At 38.1% G+C, this 18,927-nt stretch carries 19 protein-coding genes and 2 pseudogenes; 7 read left to right on the top strand and 14 right to left on the bottom strand.

The window, feature by feature from the left end; translation table 11 throughout:
- The 3 genes from QAP06_RS06555 to QAP06_RS06545 are packed head-to-tail and all read left to right on the top strand — an operon-like array spanning position 1 to position 2,068.
- Positions 1 to 597: an AMIN domain-containing protein gene (locus QAP06_RS06555; RefSeq protein WP_162969550.1), complete on the top strand. Its 597-nt coding sequence runs from the start codon at positions 1 to 3 to the stop codon at positions 595 to 597.
- 4 nt (positions 598 to 601) lie between these two features.
- On the top strand, positions 602 to 1,090 hold the full coding sequence (locus QAP06_RS06550) for a shikimate kinase (RefSeq protein ID WP_100960620.1): 489 nt from the start codon (positions 602 to 604) through the stop codon (positions 1,088 to 1,090).
- A 21-nt stretch (positions 1,091 to 1,111) separates the two neighbouring features.
- A complete protein-coding gene (locus tag QAP06_RS06545; protein ID WP_000952263.1) occupies positions 1,112 to 2,068 on the top strand; it encodes a PDC sensor domain-containing protein in 957 nt (318 codons plus the stop codon).
- Here QAP06_RS06545 and rfaJ read toward each other — a convergent pair.
- Positions 2,065 to 3,183, bottom strand: coding sequence for an HP0159 family lipopolysaccharide 1,6-glucosyltransferase (rfaJ, locus tag QAP06_RS06540; protein ID WP_286465527.1), 1,119 nt, complete (start codon positions 3,181 to 3,183; stop codon positions 2,065 to 2,067). The two genes, QAP06_RS06545 and rfaJ, sit on opposite strands and share 4 nt — an antisense overlap.
- Positions 3,184 to 3,337: 154 nt before the next feature.
- Between rfaJ and QAP06_RS06535 the strand changes: the two genes are divergently transcribed.
- A complete protein-coding gene (locus QAP06_RS06535) occupies positions 3,338 to 4,258 on the top strand; it encodes a tetratricopeptide repeat protein (RefSeq protein WP_286465526.1) in 921 nt (306 codons plus the stop codon).
- 765 nt (positions 4,259 to 5,023) lie between these two features.
- On the opposite strand, the gene QAP06_RS06530 is transcribed toward QAP06_RS06535, so the two are convergent.
- From QAP06_RS06530 to QAP06_RS06470, 13 genes and pseudogenes are all read right to left on the bottom strand, one after another.
- Complete coding sequence (locus tag QAP06_RS06530) at positions 5,024 to 5,746, bottom strand: YebC/PmpR family DNA-binding transcriptional regulator (RefSeq protein ID WP_286465525.1); 723 nt, start codon at positions 5,744 to 5,746, stop codon at positions 5,024 to 5,026.
- Positions 5,747 to 6,718 carry a porphobilinogen synthase gene (gene hemB / locus QAP06_RS06525; RefSeq protein WP_286465524.1) on the bottom strand — a complete coding sequence of 324 codons (972 nt, stop codon included), beginning with the start codon at positions 6,716 to 6,718 and terminating at the stop codon, positions 5,747 to 5,749.
- 22 nt (positions 6,719 to 6,740) lie between these two features.
- Positions 6,741 to 8,072, bottom strand: a complete 1,332-nt coding sequence (gene arsS, locus QAP06_RS06520; RefSeq protein WP_286465523.1) for an acid-sensing histidine kinase ArsS — start codon at positions 8,070 to 8,072, stop codon at positions 6,741 to 6,743.
- 23 nt (positions 8,073 to 8,095) lie between these two features.
- Complete coding sequence (arsR, locus tag QAP06_RS06515) at positions 8,096 to 8,773, bottom strand: acid response regulator transcription factor ArsR (RefSeq protein ID WP_000573717.1); 678 nt, start codon at positions 8,771 to 8,773, stop codon at positions 8,096 to 8,098.
- Positions 8,774 to 9,006: 233 nt separating this feature from the next.
- Positions 9,007 to 9,483, bottom strand: coding sequence for a CiaD-like domain-containing protein (locus QAP06_RS06510; RefSeq protein WP_286465522.1), 477 nt, complete (start codon positions 9,481 to 9,483; stop codon positions 9,007 to 9,009).
- Positions 9,474 to 9,737 (bottom strand): tetratricopeptide repeat protein, encoded by a 264-nt coding sequence (locus QAP06_RS06505; protein WP_286465521.1) that lies wholly within the window; start codon positions 9,735 to 9,737, stop codon positions 9,474 to 9,476. The genes QAP06_RS06510 and QAP06_RS06505 overlap by 10 nt, the downstream gene beginning before the upstream one ends.
- A 46-nt stretch (positions 9,738 to 9,783) precedes the next feature.
- Positions 9,784 to 11,052: a peptidase U32 family protein gene (locus tag QAP06_RS06500; protein ID WP_286465520.1), complete on the bottom strand. Its 1,269-nt coding sequence runs from the start codon at positions 11,050 to 11,052 to the stop codon at positions 9,784 to 9,786.
- A 2-nt stretch (positions 11,053 to 11,054) separates the two neighbouring features.
- Positions 11,055 to 11,798, bottom strand: a complete 744-nt coding sequence (gene cheZ / locus QAP06_RS06495; protein ID WP_286465519.1) for a protein phosphatase CheZ — start codon at positions 11,796 to 11,798, stop codon at positions 11,055 to 11,057.
- Positions 11,799 to 11,867: 69 nt separating this feature from the next.
- Positions 11,868 to 12,959 carry a peptide chain release factor 2 gene (prfB, locus tag QAP06_RS06490; RefSeq protein WP_180494967.1) on the bottom strand — a complete coding sequence of 364 codons (1,092 nt, stop codon included), beginning with the start codon at positions 12,957 to 12,959 and terminating at the stop codon, positions 11,868 to 11,870.
- Positions 12,960 to 13,019: 60 nt separating this feature from the next.
- A pseudogene (locus tag QAP06_RS06485) lies at positions 13,020 to 14,194 on the bottom strand (molybdopterin molybdotransferase MoeA).
- 9 nt (positions 14,195 to 14,203) lie between these two features.
- The gene (gene fliR, locus QAP06_RS06480; protein WP_000883706.1) at positions 14,204 to 14,971 is read right to left on the bottom strand and encodes a flagellar biosynthetic protein FliR; all 768 of its coding nucleotides are present in this window, start codon (positions 14,969 to 14,971) and stop codon (positions 14,204 to 14,206) included.
- Positions 14,965 to 15,693, bottom strand: coding sequence for an EI24 domain-containing protein (locus QAP06_RS06475; RefSeq protein WP_286465518.1), 729 nt, complete (start codon positions 15,691 to 15,693; stop codon positions 14,965 to 14,967). Before QAP06_RS06475 ends, fliR begins: the two co-directional genes overlap by 7 nt.
- 116 nt (positions 15,694 to 15,809) lie before the next feature.
- A pseudogene (locus tag QAP06_RS06470) lies at positions 15,810 to 16,027 on the bottom strand (hypothetical protein).
- Positions 16,028 to 16,178: 151 nt separating this feature from the next.
- Between QAP06_RS06470 and cbf2 the strand changes: the two are divergent.
- From cbf2 to efp, 3 genes are read left to right on the top strand one after another with little or no spacing between them, the layout of a single operon-like run.
- Positions 16,179 to 17,078: a peptidylprolyl isomerase CBF2 gene (cbf2, locus tag QAP06_RS06465; protein ID WP_021310715.1), complete on the top strand. Its 900-nt coding sequence runs from the start codon at positions 16,179 to 16,181 to the stop codon at positions 17,076 to 17,078.
- A gap of 16 nt (positions 17,079 to 17,094) precedes the next feature.
- Positions 17,095 to 18,018, top strand: a complete 924-nt coding sequence (locus QAP06_RS06460) for a class II fructose-bisphosphate aldolase (protein WP_000960467.1) — start codon at positions 17,095 to 17,097, stop codon at positions 18,016 to 18,018.
- Positions 18,019 to 18,039: 21 nt separating this feature from the next.
- Complete coding sequence (gene efp, locus QAP06_RS06455) at positions 18,040 to 18,603, top strand: elongation factor P (protein ID WP_000974267.1); 564 nt, start codon at positions 18,040 to 18,042, stop codon at positions 18,601 to 18,603.
- The last annotated feature ends 324 nt before the right edge of the window (positions 18,604 to 18,927 follow it).

Genomic DNA, 18,927 nt, shown 5'->3' with positions numbered 1-18,927 from the left:
GTGTTAAAAAAGATGATAGGTTTGGTGGTGGTTTTAAGCGTTTTATTGGCTAGAGACAACCCTTTTGAGCCTGAAATCAATTCCAAGAATTTGCAAGGGGGCTTTAACGGGATCTATGATAGCTATTTTAAAGAAATTCATGTGGATTTGCCCACGAGTGCTAGAATTTTAAAACAAATCACGCTCACTTACCAGGATATTGATGGCTCTATCCATTCTAAAGTCGTGGGCATTGATAAAAGCATTGATTGGCATTACCCCTTAAAGCTCTCCCAACACCCCCTTGATCCAGCCGCCTTTGAAAAACGCTACCAGATCCAAGATTTTGATTTTTCCATGGCAAACAACACGATGATTTTGCGATCCCCTTATAAGATTTTGCGCTCTTTTGTGCTAGTCAATCCTTATAGAATCGTGTTAGACACGCAAAAAGGCCCTTTGGATATTTATCAAAATAGGGATTTAAACCAGAAGTTTTTTTCTCAAATTAAAGTTGGCACGCACAAAGATTATTACCGCATCACGCTCGTTTTAGATGGGAAATACCGCTATCTTTTGGAAGAAAAAAACGGGGCGTATGAATTAAAATTGAAATAAAAGCATGCAGCATTTAGTCTTAATCGGTTTTATGGGGAGCGGTAAAAGCTCTTTAGCGCAAGAATTGGGGCTTGCTTTGAAATTAGAAGTGTTGGATACGGATATGATCATTAGCGAGAGGGTGGGCTTGAGCGTGAGGGAGATTTTTGAAGAGCTTGGCGAAGACAATTTCAGGATGTTTGAAAAAAATTTGATTGATGAATTAAAAACACTCAAAACCCCCCATGTTATTTCTACCGGTGGGGGCATTGTGATGCATGAAAATCTTAAGGGTTTAGGCACAACTTTTTATCTCAAGATTGATTTTGAAACCTTGATTAAGCGTTTGAATCAAAAAGAAAGGGAAAAACGCCCCCTTTTAAATAATCTCACTCAAGCCAAAGAACTTTTTGAAAAACGCCAAGCCCTCTATGAAAAAAATGCCTCCTTTATCATTGATGCAAGGGGTGGTTTAAATAATTCTTTAAAACAAGTGCTACAATTCATCGCATAAATTTTTTTTAAAGGCCTTTTGATGTTAAGTAGAGACATTGTCCAGTATTCCAAGATCCGCACCGAGCTATACGCTTATCTTACCTATTTGTTTTCGCACAATATCCGCAACCATCTCCCTGAAATCACTTTGGATTATTTAAACAAGCAGATCAGAAAAATGCATGCTGAAATCAAAATGGCAAAAAATTTTTTTGTGTTAGACGCTAAAGGCATGCTAATTCTTAAGCCAAGCCAGCTTAAAGAGCAGGGGCATAAGGAAGGGATATTAGAGCATGATCTAACAGAAGGGATTGAATTAGAATCGCATGCCAGCTTTAGCGATAAATATTATTTTTATCAAGCCGTGAGTGAAAAGCGTTGCATTTTAACCGATCCCTATCCTTCTAAAAAAGGAAACCATTTAGTGGTGAGCGCGTCTTACCCGGTGTATGATCAAAATAATGATCTAGCGTTTGTGGTGTGCTTGCAAATCCCTTTGAGGGTGGCGATTGAAATCAGCTCGCCTTCAAAGTATTTCAGAACCTTTAGCGAAGGGAGCATGGTCATGTATTTTATGATTTCTATCATGCTCACTTTAGTGTCGTTGCTTTTATTTGTGAAATGCATTTCTAGCTTTTGGACAGCGATTGTCAATTTTAGCAGTTTTGACATTAAAGAAGTGTTCCACCCCATTGTGCTTTTAACCCTAGCCTTAGCCACCTTTGATCTAGTCAAGGCGATTTTTGAAGAGGAAGTTTTGGGTAAAAATAGCGGGGACAACCACCATGCGATCCACCGCACGATGATCAGGTTTTTAGGCTCTATCATTATCGCATTGGCCATTGAAGCGTTAATGTTAGTGTTTAAATTCAGCGTGAGCGAACCGGATAAAATCACTTATGCGGTGTATTTGGCTATTGGTGTGGCGGTGCTTTTAATCAGTTTAGCGATTTATGTCAAATTCGCCTATAGCGTGTTACCCAAACGAGAACGCTAAGAGTTAAAAAGTTTTTCTTTTAAGCGTTTGAAAATCCTATTCAATCTGAAAAAGACATATTCTAAAAGGGTCTTTGGGTTGAGTAGGGGGGCAAGAAATTCAAAGGTTTTTTGTTTGTCTTTAAGGCTTAAAAATTCTGTCATTTGTTTAAGGAATTTCACGGAATATTCGGCATAAAAAGGGGTCTTTAAAAGAGTCTCATGCCATTCTTTAGAATACGAAAAAGTAGGTAAAACCCAAGGTTTCCCTATAAAATAAAAATGCAGCATGACGATTTCTTTTTTGTCAGGAATGAAGCGTTTTTGATTGACCATGAAAGGGTGGGTGTTATAAATATAAGGCAAGATTAAAACTTTTTGATAGCATGCGAGCGTTAAAAGATCCTGTTCAGGGTAAAACACGCACTGGCCTTTTTGACGGGTTAAATTGAGTAAGCGCTCTTCTAAATGATCAGCACGCCATAGCTTTAAATTCACGATTAAAAACCCGGCGTTATAATTGCTTTCATAGATGATTTGCATATCGCTTTCATTAAGGTAATGCTCATAAAGGGAAAAGGCTTGACGAGGGTCTTTTTCTCGCACTATTTGAAAATGTTCAGGGCTTTTAGGAGAAGAAAAATCTTTAGCCACTCCAAAATAATAACCATCTAGCGGGATAAAAAAACTCTCGCTCACATCATTTAAAAACAAAGTGTCCGCATCAAACATGATGATTTTGTCGTATTGCGGGAATAAAGAAGCCAAAAACAAGCGGCACATGACCATTTTAGAAAAGCGAGTCTTAGCGTAAATATTGAGTTGCAAAAAAGCTTCATTGATCTTATCAACCGCAGAGGGTTCTATTGAAGTGGTGTAAAGATTAGGGGTTGAAATGTCTAAAAATTCTAGGCTCGCACAAGTGCTAAAGGGGGCTAGAGTCTCTTTTAGTTTGCGCTGGTTTTCAAGGCTTAAGTTATCCACCAGGCAGTGGATTTTATAAAAAAGTTTTTCACTATCATTTTGCGATCGGGGATTTTTTAATTTAGTGCAAGCCAGCATGGAATACAAGCTCACGCCAGCTGGAATGGCATAATGATTGTCAAAAGCGATGACAATAGGAATAATGATACTCATTTTAAGTGGTTTTCCTAAAATAAAATAGGTTTTTAATTGAATTTAATCCAAAGTTGAATTTATTTTTTTGAATATTATACTATAATAACCAATTAGATTGGGGTTTTACTGATTTTCTTTGTGTGAGTTTTGGCTTAGTTTTGTAAGGAATGAGATGATAAAGAGTTGGACTAAAAAGTGGTTTTTGATTTTATTTTTAATGGCAAGTTGTTTCAGTTATTTGGTGGCTACAACCGGTGAGAAATATTTTAAAATGGCTGCTCAAGCCTTTAAGAGAGGGGATTACCATAAAGCGGTGGCTTTTTATAAGAGGAGCTGTAATTTAAGGGTGGGGGCTGGTTGCACGAGTTTGGGCTCTATGTATGAAGATGGCGATGGCGTTCAAAAAAACCTTCCAAAGGCTCTCTATTATTACAGGAGAGGGTGCAATTTAAGGAACCATCTCGCCTGCACGAGTCTAGGATCTATGTATGAAGATGGCGATGGCGTTCAAAAAAACCTTCCAAAGGCTCTCTATTATTACAGGAGAGGGTGCCACTTAAAGGGTGGGGTGAGCTGCGGGAGTTTAGGCTTTATGTATTTTAATGGCACGGGCGTTAAGCAAAATTATGCCAAAGCCCTTTCTCTTTCTAAATACGCTTGCAGTTTGAATCATGGCATTAGTTGTAACTTTGCGGGGTATATGTATAGGAACGCCAAAGGCGTACAGAAGGATTTGAAAAAAGCCCTTACGAATTTTAAAAGAGGGTGCTATTTAAAAGACGGAGCGAGCTGTGTGAGCTTGGGATACATGTATGAAGTTGGCATGTATGTCAAACAAAATGGAGAGCAAGCCTTGAATCTTTATAAAAAGGGTTGTCATTTAAAAGAAGGGAGCGGTTGCCATAATGTGGCGGTGATGTATTACACGGGTAAGGGCACTTCAAAGGATTTAGATAAAGCCATTTCGTATTATAAGAAAGGTTGCACTCTAGGCTTTAGTGGTAGTTGTAAAGTGTTAGAAGAAGTGATTGGCAAGAAGTCTGATGATTTGCAAGATGACGCACAAAACGACACGCAAGATGATACGCAATAAGTTAAAGCTTAGGGGCTAATGATTAAAACTCATCTTATAGAAATCTTTCACCTTTCTTGCTATCAAATAGGGATTAAGCGTCTCTATTGGTAGGTATTGAGATTAAAAATCTAGGGTTTGGATTCGATCTCATATTGATAATAAAAACACTCAAAGGCGTTTTAAAATAAATATAAAAGAGTTTACAAGACACAAGCGATAATTTTTTAAAGCGCTCTTAGGGGATTTAATGGGGTTAAAGGGGGTGTTATTTCAAAATCCCCTATCCGCTTTAAAAAATACCACAAAATAAAAATTAACTATAAGAAAGCTTAAAAACAAGTTTTTTAAAAAAGAATATTGAATAAAGCTTTCATGTTTGAACAAAACAAAAACCTTTATTCAATCAAAATAAGGTTAAAATCCAATAAAAAAGGAGTTTTATAACTTTTTATAGGATTTTACAAGCTTATAGCAACAAAACTTTTTGTTGGTTTTCATTGGTGAAGCGCTCAAACGCTAAAGACGATTGAGTTTCCTGATGTTGGGGGAGAGTTTGGTTCTTGTTCTGTGTCCCTAATGGATTTTACAGAGTTTGATCTCCAACGCATTCCCTACAGCTCTCGCGCATCATATCTTATAAAGGCGTAACTTTGTGTGCTTCCCACGCTAGATACAAATGTATGGGGGTATTATAACAAATTAGCGGCATTTACCCCAAACGCTAAAGATGTTTAGGGTTTCTGCTTGAGTGGTTTAAAAAAATACTTTGAACCCTTTTGCATTTCACTCAATATTGGTATAAAGCGCGACCACATCATCATCGTCTTCAATCCTGTCCAGTAATTTTTCGGTAAGCTCCATTTGTTCGTCATTCAATTCAATGGGCGTTGTGGCGATGCGTTGCAAACTTGCTTTTAAAATGGGCAATCTCAAGCTTTCAAACCCCTCATTTAAGAGCTTGAAGCTGTTATAATCCCCCTTAATAATAATCTTGTCTCCCACTTCTTCTAATTCTTCCAAACCATAATCAATGAGGGCGAATTCCAAATCTTCTAGGCTGAGTTTTAAATTTTCCACTTCATTTTTCAAGCATTCAAACACGCTTTTTCTATTAAACATAAACTCTAAAGAGCCATTAGGCACGATGCTCGCTCCTGGCGTTTTATTGAAATAGCTTTTAAGGTTGGCAATGGTTCTAGTGGGGTTATCCGTCATGCATTCCATAACGATTAGCACGCCAAAATTCGCCTTACCCTCATAAGTGATTTCACTCAAATTCCCCTCTTTACTGCTCGCTCTTTTAATCGCTGCGTCAATATTGTCTTTAGGCATGTTTTGCGCTTTAGCGTTTAAAATCGCTGTTCGTAGTTTGGCGTTCGTGTCCGGCTCGCTCCCGCCATCTTTTGCCGCTAGAGTGATCGCTTTGGCGAGCTTGGGGAAAACCTTACTCATCTTATCCCATCGTTTTTCTTTAGCCGCTCTTCTGTATTCAAACGCTCGTCCCATTCAATTCCTTTGTAATAAGTTAGCCACTTCTTTAGCATGATAGCTAATAATCATATCCGCTCCCGCTCTTTTAAAACAAGTCATCGTTTCTAATAAAACGCTTTCATAGTTGATCAGGTTGTGTTGTTGTGCGAGTTTGAGCATGGCGTATTCCCCACTCACGTTATAGAGCGCTAAAGGGAGCAAAGTGTGATCTCTAATTTCTTTAACAATATCCAAATACGCCAAAGCCGGTTTCACCATTAAAATATCCGCGCCCTGTTTTTCATCTTCTAAACTTTCTAAAAGCGCTTCTTTTTTATTAGCGTAATCCATTTGATAGCTTTTGCGATCGCCAAAACTCGGCACAGAGTTTGCCGCATCTCTAAAAGGCCCATAGTAACTGCTCGCAAATTTAGTGGAATAGCTCATGATGGGCGTGTGGGTATAGCCGGCGTTATCTAGCGTTTTTCTCAAGCTCAAAACATTCCCATCCATCATGTTGCTTGGGGCTAGAATATCCACACCGCTTTCAGCCAAAATAAGCCCTTGAAGATTTAAAATCTCTAGCGTTTTATCGTTAGACACAGAAGCGTTTTCTAAAATCCCGCAATGCCCATGGTCGGTGTATTCACAAAAACACAAATCCGCTATAACGATTAAATTCTTAAATCGTTTTTTAACCTCTTTGGTGGCTTTTGCAACAATATGACCCTTATTTAGCGCATGGCTTCCTGTAGCATCCTTATGTTTAGGAATGCCAAACAATAAAACGGCTTTGATGCCTAAACCCACTAATTCTTCGCATTCTTTTAAAAGAGACTCGATACTCATTTGATACACGCCAGGCATGGAACTGATTTCATTTTTAATATAACTACCGCTTTCTATGACAAATAAGGGAGCGATGAAATCATCAATGTTTAGATGCGTTTCTTTTAGCATCGCTCTTAAGTTTTCGCTGCTTCGTAATCTTCTCAATCGTTTGAACATGTTCTCTCTTTATTGTTTTTCTTTAACCCCACAATTGGCTTTTTTTATTCCCTTCATCCCGCTCATCTCTCTCAAATTTTCGGGGGGGGGGGGGTAGCTCTTCATTATCCTCTTCTAAATCGTAAAAACTATTAAAAACGCAATCATGGATAGTGAAACAAATTCTCCCGTTGATATAATGATAGCTCAAATTAAATCCCATAGCCTCTAAAGCGTTTTTAATGATATACATGCCTAACCCAAAACCATGGGCTTGGCTGGGGTTAGAAGATTTAAAGTAGGGTTGCAAATATTTTTCAAAATCTTCTTTTAAAGGTTTGCTTTTATTGGACACCACTAAATTATTTCCTATGAAATCCAAAAACACCTGTTTGTCATCGCTGTATTTAATCGCATTATCTACCATGTTTTTTAACGCTATGGAAAACAATTCAAAATCCGCTTCAATAATGTAATTTGAAGAGGATACATGGATAGGGCTTTTTTTATCCTCATCAATTAAAAGCATTTTTTCAATCTTATCTATCAAATCGCTCATTAAAAATTTTTCTTTATTGCTCCCGTAATTTTTGGAAGCGAGTTGCTCAATGCGGGCAAATTGCTCAATCAGCGTGTTCAAGTGATCAAATATAGATGTAAAGCGTTTGTAAGACAGCTCTTCTTTGAGCATAGAGATTAGTATCTTGCCCTTAGTGATAGGGGTGCGTAATTCATGCATGATGGAGCGCAAAAATAAAACCCGAGATTCATTCATCGCATTGATTTTAAGAATGCAATTGTCAAATTCGTTAGCCAGATCCCCTATTTCATCTTTTTGCTTGCTTTTACAACTCACGCTTTTATCCCCTTGAGCGAAGCACTTCACTTGAGATCTCAACTCTCTTAAGGGCAATAAACTCTGTAAAACAAACAAAAAGAGGAATAAAATCAACAATAAACCCACCGTAATGGCTAAGAAATAATTCCTGTAAGAAACCGAATGCAAATCTTTATAAAGCACAAAATGCTCATCCTTTTTTAAAAGGATAAAAACCATATCGCTGAATTTAAACACTTCAGCATACCCAATATTTCTGTGGTGCAACTGGTGGCGTCTTTTGGCTAAAACCTTTTCTAAATTTTCTATTGTGGTTTCTCTAAAACCAATTTTATAGAGGTAATCTTCTATGGCTCTATAATCAGAGTAGTTATTTAAAATTTCATTGATAGTGGTAACAAACTGATAATGGCGCATTTCGTTTTGATAGTTTTCGTGATTGATTTGAGAAGACACGAAATAGTAAGCGAACGCTCCAAAACTAAAGAGCGTTATCATAAACAAAGCGACAACTTTAAAAAAGATAGAGAAACGCAAAACCCCTTAACTCCTTATTAGAATCAGTATTCTAATTTGTAACCAATCCCTCTAACAGAGATGATGTATTGCGGTTGTTTAGGATTTTTTTCAATCTTAGATCGCAAACGGCCAATAATCACATCAATGCTTTTATTAGAGCTTTCAGGGTTGATGCTCTCGCTCTCAATCGCAATGCTTTCACGGCTAAACACATAACCTTTTTTGCTAATGAGAAGCGAAAGGATTTCATATTCAGCCCTAGTTAAGTCTAGCTTTTTTTCATGCATATACACTTCTCGGCTATCCTTATCCACCCTAAAGATATTCGCATCGCTTGGCTCACTCACTTCTTCTTTTTTATGAGAACGCCTGAGCAAGGATTGGATACGAGCTAACAATTCCTTAGGATCATAGGGTTTAGGGAGGTAATCATCAGCCCCATAATCTAGCGCTTTAATCTTATCTTCCACATCGCTTCTTGCTGAAGAAATAATAATAGGGATATGTTTTTGTTTGGAGATGCGCCTACACACTTCAAGCCCGTCTAAATTAGGCAAAGTTAAATCCAACAACAACAAATCATAATTTTGTGTGTTAGCCGCACTAATGCCGGTATATGGCTCATCGTAATTGGTTACATGAATGCCATGTTGGAGCAAAAACTCGCTCAAAAACTCGGCTAATTCTATATCATCTTCTATCATTAAAACTTCTATCATACTTCAATTAACTCCTTCAATGATTTCTACAACTTTAAAAACGATTAACTTTGTTAATGTTTTAGGGAACTAATTCTAGCATTTTATTATTAAAGATACCTTGAAGATGTCTTAAAAATAAAAATTCAAAACATTATCATAGTTATTAATGGAATTAAGGCTTTGTTTTCATAAAATATTGAAAATGAAAGTCTTATTTTTTAATGTTTTTAAAAAATTCCTTTGCTCATTTTTCACTCTGTGTTTTCTCGCTCCAAAGATTCTAATCGTTTTTCAAGCACGCTCAATTGGTATTGCAAGAAACGCGCCACTAAATCCAAACGCTTCATGGCTTCTTTTTCTTCTAAAGCCTGCATGCCTTTAAATAACACTAAGGTTCTCTCTAGTAAATTTTTTAAAAAAACCCGCTCGTTTGAAATTAACACTTGCGTGGGGGTTTTTGGCGTGATTTCTTCTGTAATGATTTCTTTTGTCTCTTCTTCTTTTTCTTCTGTATTTTCTTCTGTGATTTTTTCTTGCGTTTCTATTTTAGCAGCGTTTTTTGACTCTAAAGGGGTGTTAGCATTTTTAGGGTTTGGGGTGTTTTGCAAATTGGGGGGCGTTTTGAAAAAAGAGGGCGTTTTTTGCGCCGTATTAAAACCATCATCAATGGTTTTAGCCATTTTTTCAATTTCATTAAGGGTTTCTGAAATAATATTTTTCAATTCCATTCTACCAGCCATTTTTCTAAATTCTCAACGCTCAAATAATCCCCTTTGATAAAATTTAAATAGTGCCGCTCTAACAATGCATCGTGCTTGAAAGGAGCGAGATTTTTTTGGATTTTTTCCAAACGCTTCATTTGCTTTAACGCCTCTGCATGGTCAGGGGTTTTTTTTAAAATATTAGTATAAATTTGCAACGCTTCTTCAAAAAACCCTTGTTCTTCGTAAATATGAGCGAGCGTGATAGTTTCTAAGGGCATGCGTTTCTCTTAATCATTTGTAATACCTAATCTCTAAACGCCATTTTTAGACTCTGACTTGGGTGCGCAAAAAACTAAAAGCCGGTAAAGGTGCGGGCAGTCGCACTAAATTCACATTCCCGCTATGGATAGTTTCTAACTCGGTGTTATTTTCTAAAAGGATTTTATACAGCACTAAATAAGAGCGTTTTTCAAAGGTATAAATTTTGCCAATTTCATTAACTATGGGCGTGATAGCCGCATTTTTGGGAGCGATGATTTCATAAGCTATGTTAGTGGTGGTGGTGAATTTGCATGCAAAAAAACGCCCGTCTTCTGTTATTTCACCATTGACTTGAAAATCCCCTTCGCTAATGGCTGTCTGGTGGTTTTGAGTGTCTAGCCTTTCAAAAGGCCTTCGCATCAAATAACCGTCCGTAAAACCCCTGTTTTTAAGCGTGTTCAATTCGCTAGCATAAAAACTCGGCTTTAAGGTGTTATGGTAAAAATCATCAACCGCTAAACGATAGATGCGCGTGGTTTGCGCGGCGTAGTAACTGGACTTGGTGCGCCCTTCAATCTTAAGCGCGCTAATGGCGTTGGAACTTAAAATTTCAGCGATATGACTAGAGAGATTCAAATCTTTAGCGTTAAAAATGTGCGTGCCTACGCCCTCTTCTTCAACCAACCTCATCATCACGCCGTTATCAGGGTTTTTCACGTAATATTCATAATCAAACCGGCAATCATTCGCGCAACTCCCTCTATTAGGCACACGCCCCTTTTGTAAAGCCGAAATCAAGCAACGCCCTGAAAAGGCAAAGCACATGCTCCCATGCACAAAGATTTCTAATTCTAAATCGGGCAAGGCTTTTTTAATCTCAATCGCATCATTCAGGCTCAATTCCCTAGCGCACACAATGCGTTTAACCCCTAAATCATAAAACACTTGCGCATCGAGCAAATTTAAGACATTCGCTTGCGTGGATAAATGGACAGGAACATGTGGGGCGATTTTTAAAGCGAGTTTCACCACACCAGGCGCAGCGATAATGAAAGCGTCTGGTTTTAGCTCTGCCATTTTATCAATATGTTCTTCTAAAAGTTTGAGCTGTGAATTGAAAGGGAAACCATTGATCGTGGCATAGACTTTTTTATTCAAGGCATGGGCGTAGTCAATCCCTTCTTTAAAGGTCTCTAGAGTGAATTCCTTACTTGCACGATTGCGTAAAGAAAAATGGCTCACCCCCCCATAAACCGCATCAGCCCCATAGTTGAGAGCGATTTTAAGTTTTTTTAAATTACCAGCTGGAGAGAGTAATTCAACTTGGTTCAAAACTACTTGGCTCCAAAAGAAGCGATCAAGGCTTCAATATCATCAGCACTGGCTAAATCTTTATCGTCATCGCCGGTGATAAAAGTCGCTGAACTCACGCGCTTAGAATCATCAATTTTGCCTTCAAAAAGTGAATTCATGTATTGGCTGAGCGCTCGCATGACATTGACCACTCGTTCAATTTTTTGGCGGTGAATATCTTGAAACTGCATAATATCCATCGCTTGCATGGAGCTATCAGAGCAATTAGCGGCTTCTTCTTCAATGCTTTTAAGGGCGTTTAGGATTTCTTGTTGCTCATTGAGTGCGGTTTTAAAAGATTCCACATGGGGGAAATGTGCATGCAAATTGTCAAAAATTTCTTGGTGTTTTTGCAAAGGTTCTTGGATCTTTTTAACCATTTTAGCGATTTTTTCAGCGCTAGCTCCGATCAAATCCAATTGATCAAAAATTTGCGTGGCTTTCACTTCAGAATCTCTTGTAACATCGTCTAATTGATGCACGACCTTATGCTCTTCAGTGGGGGGAGGGGGAGGCCATTCATTAGGGCTAATCTTGCCGTATTTTTCAGCGTCTTCTTTTTTGACGGTCATTTTTTGGCTAGAGCTTTCTTTGGATTCTTTAAACTCTTCTTTCTCTTTAGCTTCCTCTTTAGCCTCTTCTTTAGTCTCTTCTTTAGCCTCTAAGGCTTCCAAATTTTCTAAATCGCCACCATTCATCAAAGCGTCTAATTCTTCTTGTGTCATTGTTGTTCCTTGCCAATTGGTTTTAAAAAGCGTTTTTAACCATAATTCCTAGCTGTCATTTTAGCGCACTTAAGCTTTAGCAATCAAAACGCCCTCTAAAATCGCATCAATATCGCCGTCTAGTATCGCTTCCACATTGCTATAAGCAATATTGGAGCGCGCGTCTTTGACTTGCTGGTAGGGGGCTAGGACATAGCTTCTTATTTGATGCCCCCAACCGATCTCGCTTTTTTCTTCATTTTTGGTGTTGCTTTGTTGCTTTTCTAATTCCAATTCATAAAGCTTGGATTTAAGCATTTTTAACGCACTCGCTTTGTTTTTATGCTGGCTCCTGTCGTTTTGGCATTGCACCACAATACCGGTAGGGAAATGCGTGATTCTAACCGCGCTTTCTGTTTTATTGACATGCTGACCGCCTGCCCCACTGGCTCTGTAATAATCATAACGGACATCTTTTTCATCAATTTCTATATCAATATCATCGTCTAATTCAGGGCTAATTTGCACGCTCGCAAAACTCGTGTGCCGTTTGGCGTTCGCATCAAAGGGCGAAATCCTTACAAGCCTATGCACCCCGTTTTCATTTTTCAAATAGCCATAAGCGTTTTCGCCCTTAATGATAAAGGCGACTCCTTTAATACCCGCTTCTTCGCCATCTTGATAGTCTAAAATCTCGCTTTTAAAGCCTCTTCTTTCCGCCCACCTCAAATACATGCGATACAAAATACTCGCCCAATCCTGGCTTTCAGTCCCCCCCGCTCCAGGCTGAATGGTAATAATAGCGTTTGAGGCGTCATTTTCACCGCTTAACATGATTTCAATTTCCACTTTTTGTACGCTGTACTCTAAAACAGGGGCCTCTTCATAGAGCAAGGATAAAGTAGTCTCATCGTTATCGTTTTGAGCGAGTTCAAACAATTCCACGCTTTCATCTAAAGAATTTTTGGTTTTTTGATAGGTTTCTAGCAAGCGGTTCAGGCGCACTTTTTCTTTATTGGTGTCTCTAGCTTTTAAGACATCTTGCCAAAAATTAGGGTCTTCTTGCTCTTTTTCAATGCGTTCTAATTCTTGCTTGATCTTTTCAGGCTTGATGATTAAAGCGATATTATCGCATTTGTTTTGCAAGCTTTTTAACAATTCGCTATAGGTGTAGTTATCCACAAACAGAACCTTTATGAGTGGGGTTTTAAACTTGTCATTATAGCATTGTTAAAAGCCATTTTAATTTTCAAACCTTAAAATTTCAATTTCGCCCTGAACCAATCCCACTCCTTCATCAATTAAAGCGATAGAATCCACTCGCGCAAGGGCTTGAATCGCTCCTGAGTCATAGCGGTTGTTGTTGTAAGGAATGAATTGGTTGTTTAAATAGTTGCCTAAAATTAAATGCGTTCGTTCGCCTTTAAGCTTTAAAGGGGCATTGATTTGAGCCTTAAAGGGCTTTAGTTTAAAATCTTTATTTAAAGATAAGTGCTCCAATAAGGGTAGAATCAAAACCCGTAAAACGACTAAGCAACTTAAAGGATTACCCGGCAAACCTATAATAATACTTTGATCGAGTTGGGCTAAAGTTACCGGTTTTCCAGGTTTGAGATTGACTTTTTCATAATAAAAAAGGGCGTTTTTTTCTTTCAAGGCGTCTTTAAAAAAGTCTTTATCCCCCACGCTCACCCCCGCACTTGAAAGGATGACATCATAGTCTTGCAATTCAAATATTTTAAGCTGTAAATTTTTATCATCTTTTAAAACCCTAGAAAATGCGTGTTGTAGTTTTTAAGCATGTTAAAAACACCCACTGAATTCACATCATAAACCTGGCATTCTAGGGCGTTCTGCCCTAAAGGCACTAATTCATCGCCGCTGCTAAAGAGAGCGATTTTTAATTTCCTAAACGCTTTGATTTCTTTTAACCCTTGAGAGGCAATGAGCGCGATATGTCCGTAATTCAAACGGGTATTTTTAGGGACTAACACGCTGTTTAAAGAAGCGTTTTCGCCCTTTTGACGGATATTGGCGTTTATTTTAAAATCTTTGGGAGCTAGGGCGGAATTTTTATGGCTTTCTAGCATGCACTCTATAGGGACAATCGTTTCTATTCCTTTTGGTACCATCGCTCCAGTCATGATTTTAACGCATTCATTTTCTCTAACTTCTAAAGCGCTCACATCATCTCCGGCAAAAATGTGTTGGATGACTTGAGTTTTTTGGCCTAAATCTTACATTTTAAACCCATAGCCATCCATTGCGCTTTGATTGAATTTAGGCAAGGCGTGAATGCAAACAATATTCTCTGCTAGAATACGCCCTATGCTTTCAAACAAAGAGACAACCTCTATTTCTAAGGGTTTTAAGGGAATGCTAGAATGGATTTTTAGAGCTTCTTTAAAACTAATCATGTTTATCCTTTAAAAGATTTTACTAATGGCGCTAAAGGCCAGGCTGATTTCTTCTTTAAAACGCCCCATGATAGCCGAAGCGATTAAAATAATGCCCACAAACCCGATCGCAATTTTAACCGGAAACCCGATAGCGAGCAGGTTGAATTGAGGGTGGGTTTTCATGATCATGCCAAAAATAATATCGCTCAATAACACCAAGCATAAAATAGGGAACGCCATAGAAAACCCTATGACAAACAAATGCGAAAAGGCTTTGACAATGTTTTTAGCTAACGCTGGCTCAAAGACAAATTGCCCTAAAGGGACGGCTTTTAAGCTGTGATCCACAAACAAAATGATTTGATGGTGGAATGATAAATCCAATAAAATTAAAATCGCTAACAATAAAAGGGCTTGCCCCACAATGGGTTTTTGCGATCCTGAAATGGGATCATACGCACTCGCCATCGTAAGCCCCATAGAAAAGCTGATGCTATCGGTTGCAAACACTAAGCTTGCAAAGACGATTTGTAAAAAGATAGATGCACACACCCCTAAAAACAGCTCGCATAAACATGCAATAATAAAACCCTCTGGCGTGTAAGCGGCGTTTGAAAACTCTAAAGTGGGGTAAAAAATCGCGCTCACATACAAGCTTAAAGCCCCACGCACCGATAAAGGCACTAAATGGTTTTCAAAAAAAGGGAAAAAAGACAGCACGCCGCTAACCCTTAAAAACAACAAGAAAAAATCCCTAACATGGGGGGTGCTAAGCTCTTGAATAAAATCTAGCATTCTTTTTCTTTAAGGATAAAAAAGTAGTGCGCTAGCATTAGGGTTTGCAATAAGGTGGCAAAAAAATTAAAAAAAGGGATTAAGGAAAAAAGATAGCAAAAAAACGAAAAACGATAATGTTTTAACCGGTGCTGTTTGAGTAAATTTTGATAGCTTTGGTGATTAAAAATCATGCTGGCTATATCCAAACTCATGGTGTTTTTGAAAAAAAGAAAATGAGGAATTATAGAAAAAAAGACCCCAAAGACCCCCATAAAGGGAATGAAATAAAAGGGCGTTAAAACCGCTAGTAATAAAAGCATAAGAATGAGCGATTTTAAAAAATATTTAATAGAAAAAAGGATAGAGCCAAATTCTTCTAAAACGACATGGGGATAATACTTTTGGTGTAAATAAGAGACTACTAAAGGGGTGTAAAAAACAGACGCAAAAATATTGATGACTAAACTCAAAAGAATCACGATCCAAACAATAAGAAAATACACTAACGCTTTAAAAACCCATGCGAACATGCTAGCAAAAAAGCCTTGAGAATGAGAGTAATCGCTTAAAGATTGCGGTAATAAAGTTTGGCAATAACCCACAATACTTTCGCCATTGTAGTAAAAAACAGCTCCAAAAAACGCCAGACTCAAAAGGATAGGGCCAAGATTGATTAAAAGCATTCTAGCGCTTAAAAAATCATTAAAGCTTTTTTTAAGGATAGATAAAGACAAAACCATAATTTGCAATCCTTCTTGACTCACTTTGTTGGGGTATTTAAGCGCAAAGTCCCTTAATCTTACATAGTAAGCGTATAAAGATGAGATTGACTAAAAGAGTAGAGTATAGAAGTTATTTAAGATGGAATAACATGCAATAGTAAATACATTATGGGGTAAAACAATATTATCAGTATCCAAGGACACAAAACGATTATAACAACAATGGCAAATACAATATTCATTATTGTCTTATGAAATTTTGGATCTTCTTTAACATCCTTTTTCTTTCCAAAAAAATATAACTAACACCAATAAATACAATAAATATTATTACAATATCTGCGACGAACATTTTTACCCGCTTTTATTTAATGGTAATGAATAACTTTAAGCGTTTCTTACTTTTTAATGTGAATTTTCTAAATCATGGTAGCTGATTTTGTTTTAATTTTGCTATAATGTAAATTTAATGATGAAAATTAGTTTAGAGTGGAGAACACACAATGAAAAAAAATATCTTAAATTTAGCGTTAGTGGGCGCGTTGAGCGCATCGTTTTTGATGGCCAAGCCGGCTCATAACGCAAATAACGCTACGCATAACACGAAAAAAACGACTGATTCTTCAGCAGGCGTGTTAGCTACAGTGGATGGCAGACCTATCACTAAAAGCGATTTTGACATGATCAAACAGCGCAACCCTAATTTTGATTTTGACAAGCTTAAAGAGAAAGAAAAAGAAGCCTTGATTGATCAAGCTATCCGCACCGCCCTTGTAGAAAATGAAGCTAAAACCGAGAAATTGGACAGCACTCCAGAATTTAAAGCGATGATGGAAGCGGTTAAAAAACAGGCTTTAGTGGAATTTTGGGCTAAAAAACAGGCTGAAGAAGTGAAAAAAGTCCAAATCCCAGAAAAAGAAATGCAAGATTTTTACGACGCTAATAAAGATCAGCTTTTTGTCAAGCAAGAAGCCCATGCTAGGCATATTTTAGTGAAAACTGAAGATGAAGCTAAACGGATTATTTCTGAGATTGACAAACAGCCAAAGACTAAAAAAGAAGCCAAATTCATTGAGTTGGCCAATCGTGATACGATTGATCCTAACAGCAAGAACGCGCAAAATGGCGGTGATTTAGGGAAATTCCAAAAAAACCAAATGGCTCCGGATTTTTCTAAAGCCGCTTTCGCTTTAACTCCTGGGAATTACACTAAAACCCCTGTTAAAACAGAGTTTGGTTATCATATTATCTATTTGATTTCTAAAGATAGCCCTGTAACTTATACTTATGAGCAAGCTAAACCTACCATTAAGGGGATGTTACAAGAAAAGCTTTTCCAAGAACGCATGAATCAACGCATTGAGGAACTAAGAAAGCACGCTAAAATTGTTATCAACAAGTAATTGATGAGGTGTTATCATGTTAGTTAAAGGCAATGAAATTTTGTTGAAAGCCCATAAAGAAGGTTATGGGGTAGGGGCGTTTAATTTCGTGAATTTTGAAATGCTAAACGCTATCTTTGAAGCAGGAAATGAGGAAAATTCCCCGCTTTTCATTCAAGCGAGTGAAGGAGCGATCAAATACATGGGGATTGATATGGCGGTGGGCATGGTGAAAACCATGTGCGAACGCTACCCGCACATTCCTGTAGCCTTACACCTAGATCATGGCACGACTTTTGAAAGTTGCGAAAAAGCCGTGAAAGCGGGTTTCACTTCTGTGATGATTGATGCGTCTCATCATGCTTTTGAAGAAAATTTGGAATTGACTTCTAAAGTGGTCAAAATGGCGCATAACGCTGGAGTGAGCGTGGAAGCGGAGTTGGGGCGTTTAATGGGGATTGAAGACAATATTTCAGTGGATGAAAAAGATGCGGTGTTGGTGAATCCTAAAGAAGCGGAGCAGTTTGTCAAAGAATCTCAAGTGGATTACTTAGCCCCAGCCATTGGGACAAGCCATGGAGCGTTTAAGTTTAAGGGCGAGCCCAAATTGGATTTTGAACGCTTGCAAGAAGTCAAAAGGCTCACTAATATCCCTTTAGTCTTGCATGGAGCGAGCGCGATACCAGATGATGTGAGGAAGTCTTATTTGGACGCTGGAGGCGATTTGAAAGGATCTAAGGGCGTGCCTTTTGAATTTTTACAAGAATCCGTGAAAGGGGGGATCAATAAGGTCAATACCGACACGGATTTAAGGATCGCTTTCATCGCGGAAGTGCGCAAGGTGGCTAACGAAGATAAGAGCCAATTTGATTTGAGGAAGTTTTTTTCTCCGGCCCAATTAGCGCTTAAAAATGTGGTCAAAGAACGCATGAAACTTTTGGGCAGTGCTAATAAAATTTAACCAGCAAGGAAAGAGTGTAACATGGCAATTGGGATGAGCGAGCTCAAAAAGGGCTTGAAAATTGAATTGGGTGGTGTGCCTTATAGGATTGTGGAATACCAGCATGTCAAGCCCGGTAAGGGTGCGGCTTTTGTGCGCGCGAAAATCAAGTCGTTTTTAGATGGTAAGGTGATTGAGAAGACTTTCCATGCGGGAGATAAGTGCGAAGAGCCTAATCTGGTTGAAAAAACGATGCAATACCTTTATCACGATGGCGATACATACCAATTCATGGATATAGAGAGCTATGAGCAAATCGCTTTGAACGACTCTCAAGTGGGTGAGGCTTCTAAATGGATGCTAGACGGCATGCAAGTGCAGGTTTTATTGCATAATGACAAGGCGATTTCAGTGGATGTGCCGCAAGTTGTGGCTTTAAAGATTGTAGAAACAGCCCCTAATTTTAAGGGCGATACTTCCAGCGCGAGCAAAAAACCAGCGACTTTAGAAACCGGTGCGGTCGTGCAAGTGCCTTTCCATGTTTTAGAGGGTGAGGTGATTAAGGTCAATACGGAAACAGAAGAGTATCTTGAAAAGGTGAAATGAGATTATTTTTATTGATCTAGTGCTTTAGACACAGCCTTTTTGTCATAAGGGGTATTATCAGCCCCCTTATTTGAGCTTTTTCTAAAATGCGTGTGAAATCTGTGGTTAAAAATTATTTAGAATGGATTGACTTTTTTCATTGAGTGTTAATAAAAATATTCAAAGGCATTGTTTAAGATTAAATATAAGATCTTGATTTAACCAAGCAAATAATCTCTTAAAAAGCAGTTTTTATGGGTTAGGGGGATAAAAGAGAGAGTTTTACCCCATTTGAAAGAGCGTGAGTTTAGGTATAAGAAGAACTTGCACCAAGTTTTATTGAAA

It is taken from the genome of Helicobacter pylori (assembly GCF_030323545.1).
In the GTDB taxonomy this organism is placed as follows: Bacteria; Campylobacterota; Campylobacteria; order Campylobacterales; family Helicobacteraceae; genus Helicobacter; species Helicobacter pylori_CO.
The sequence above is the reverse complement of the archived record's forward strand: the minus strand, read 5'-3'. Positions and strand labels throughout refer to the sequence as shown.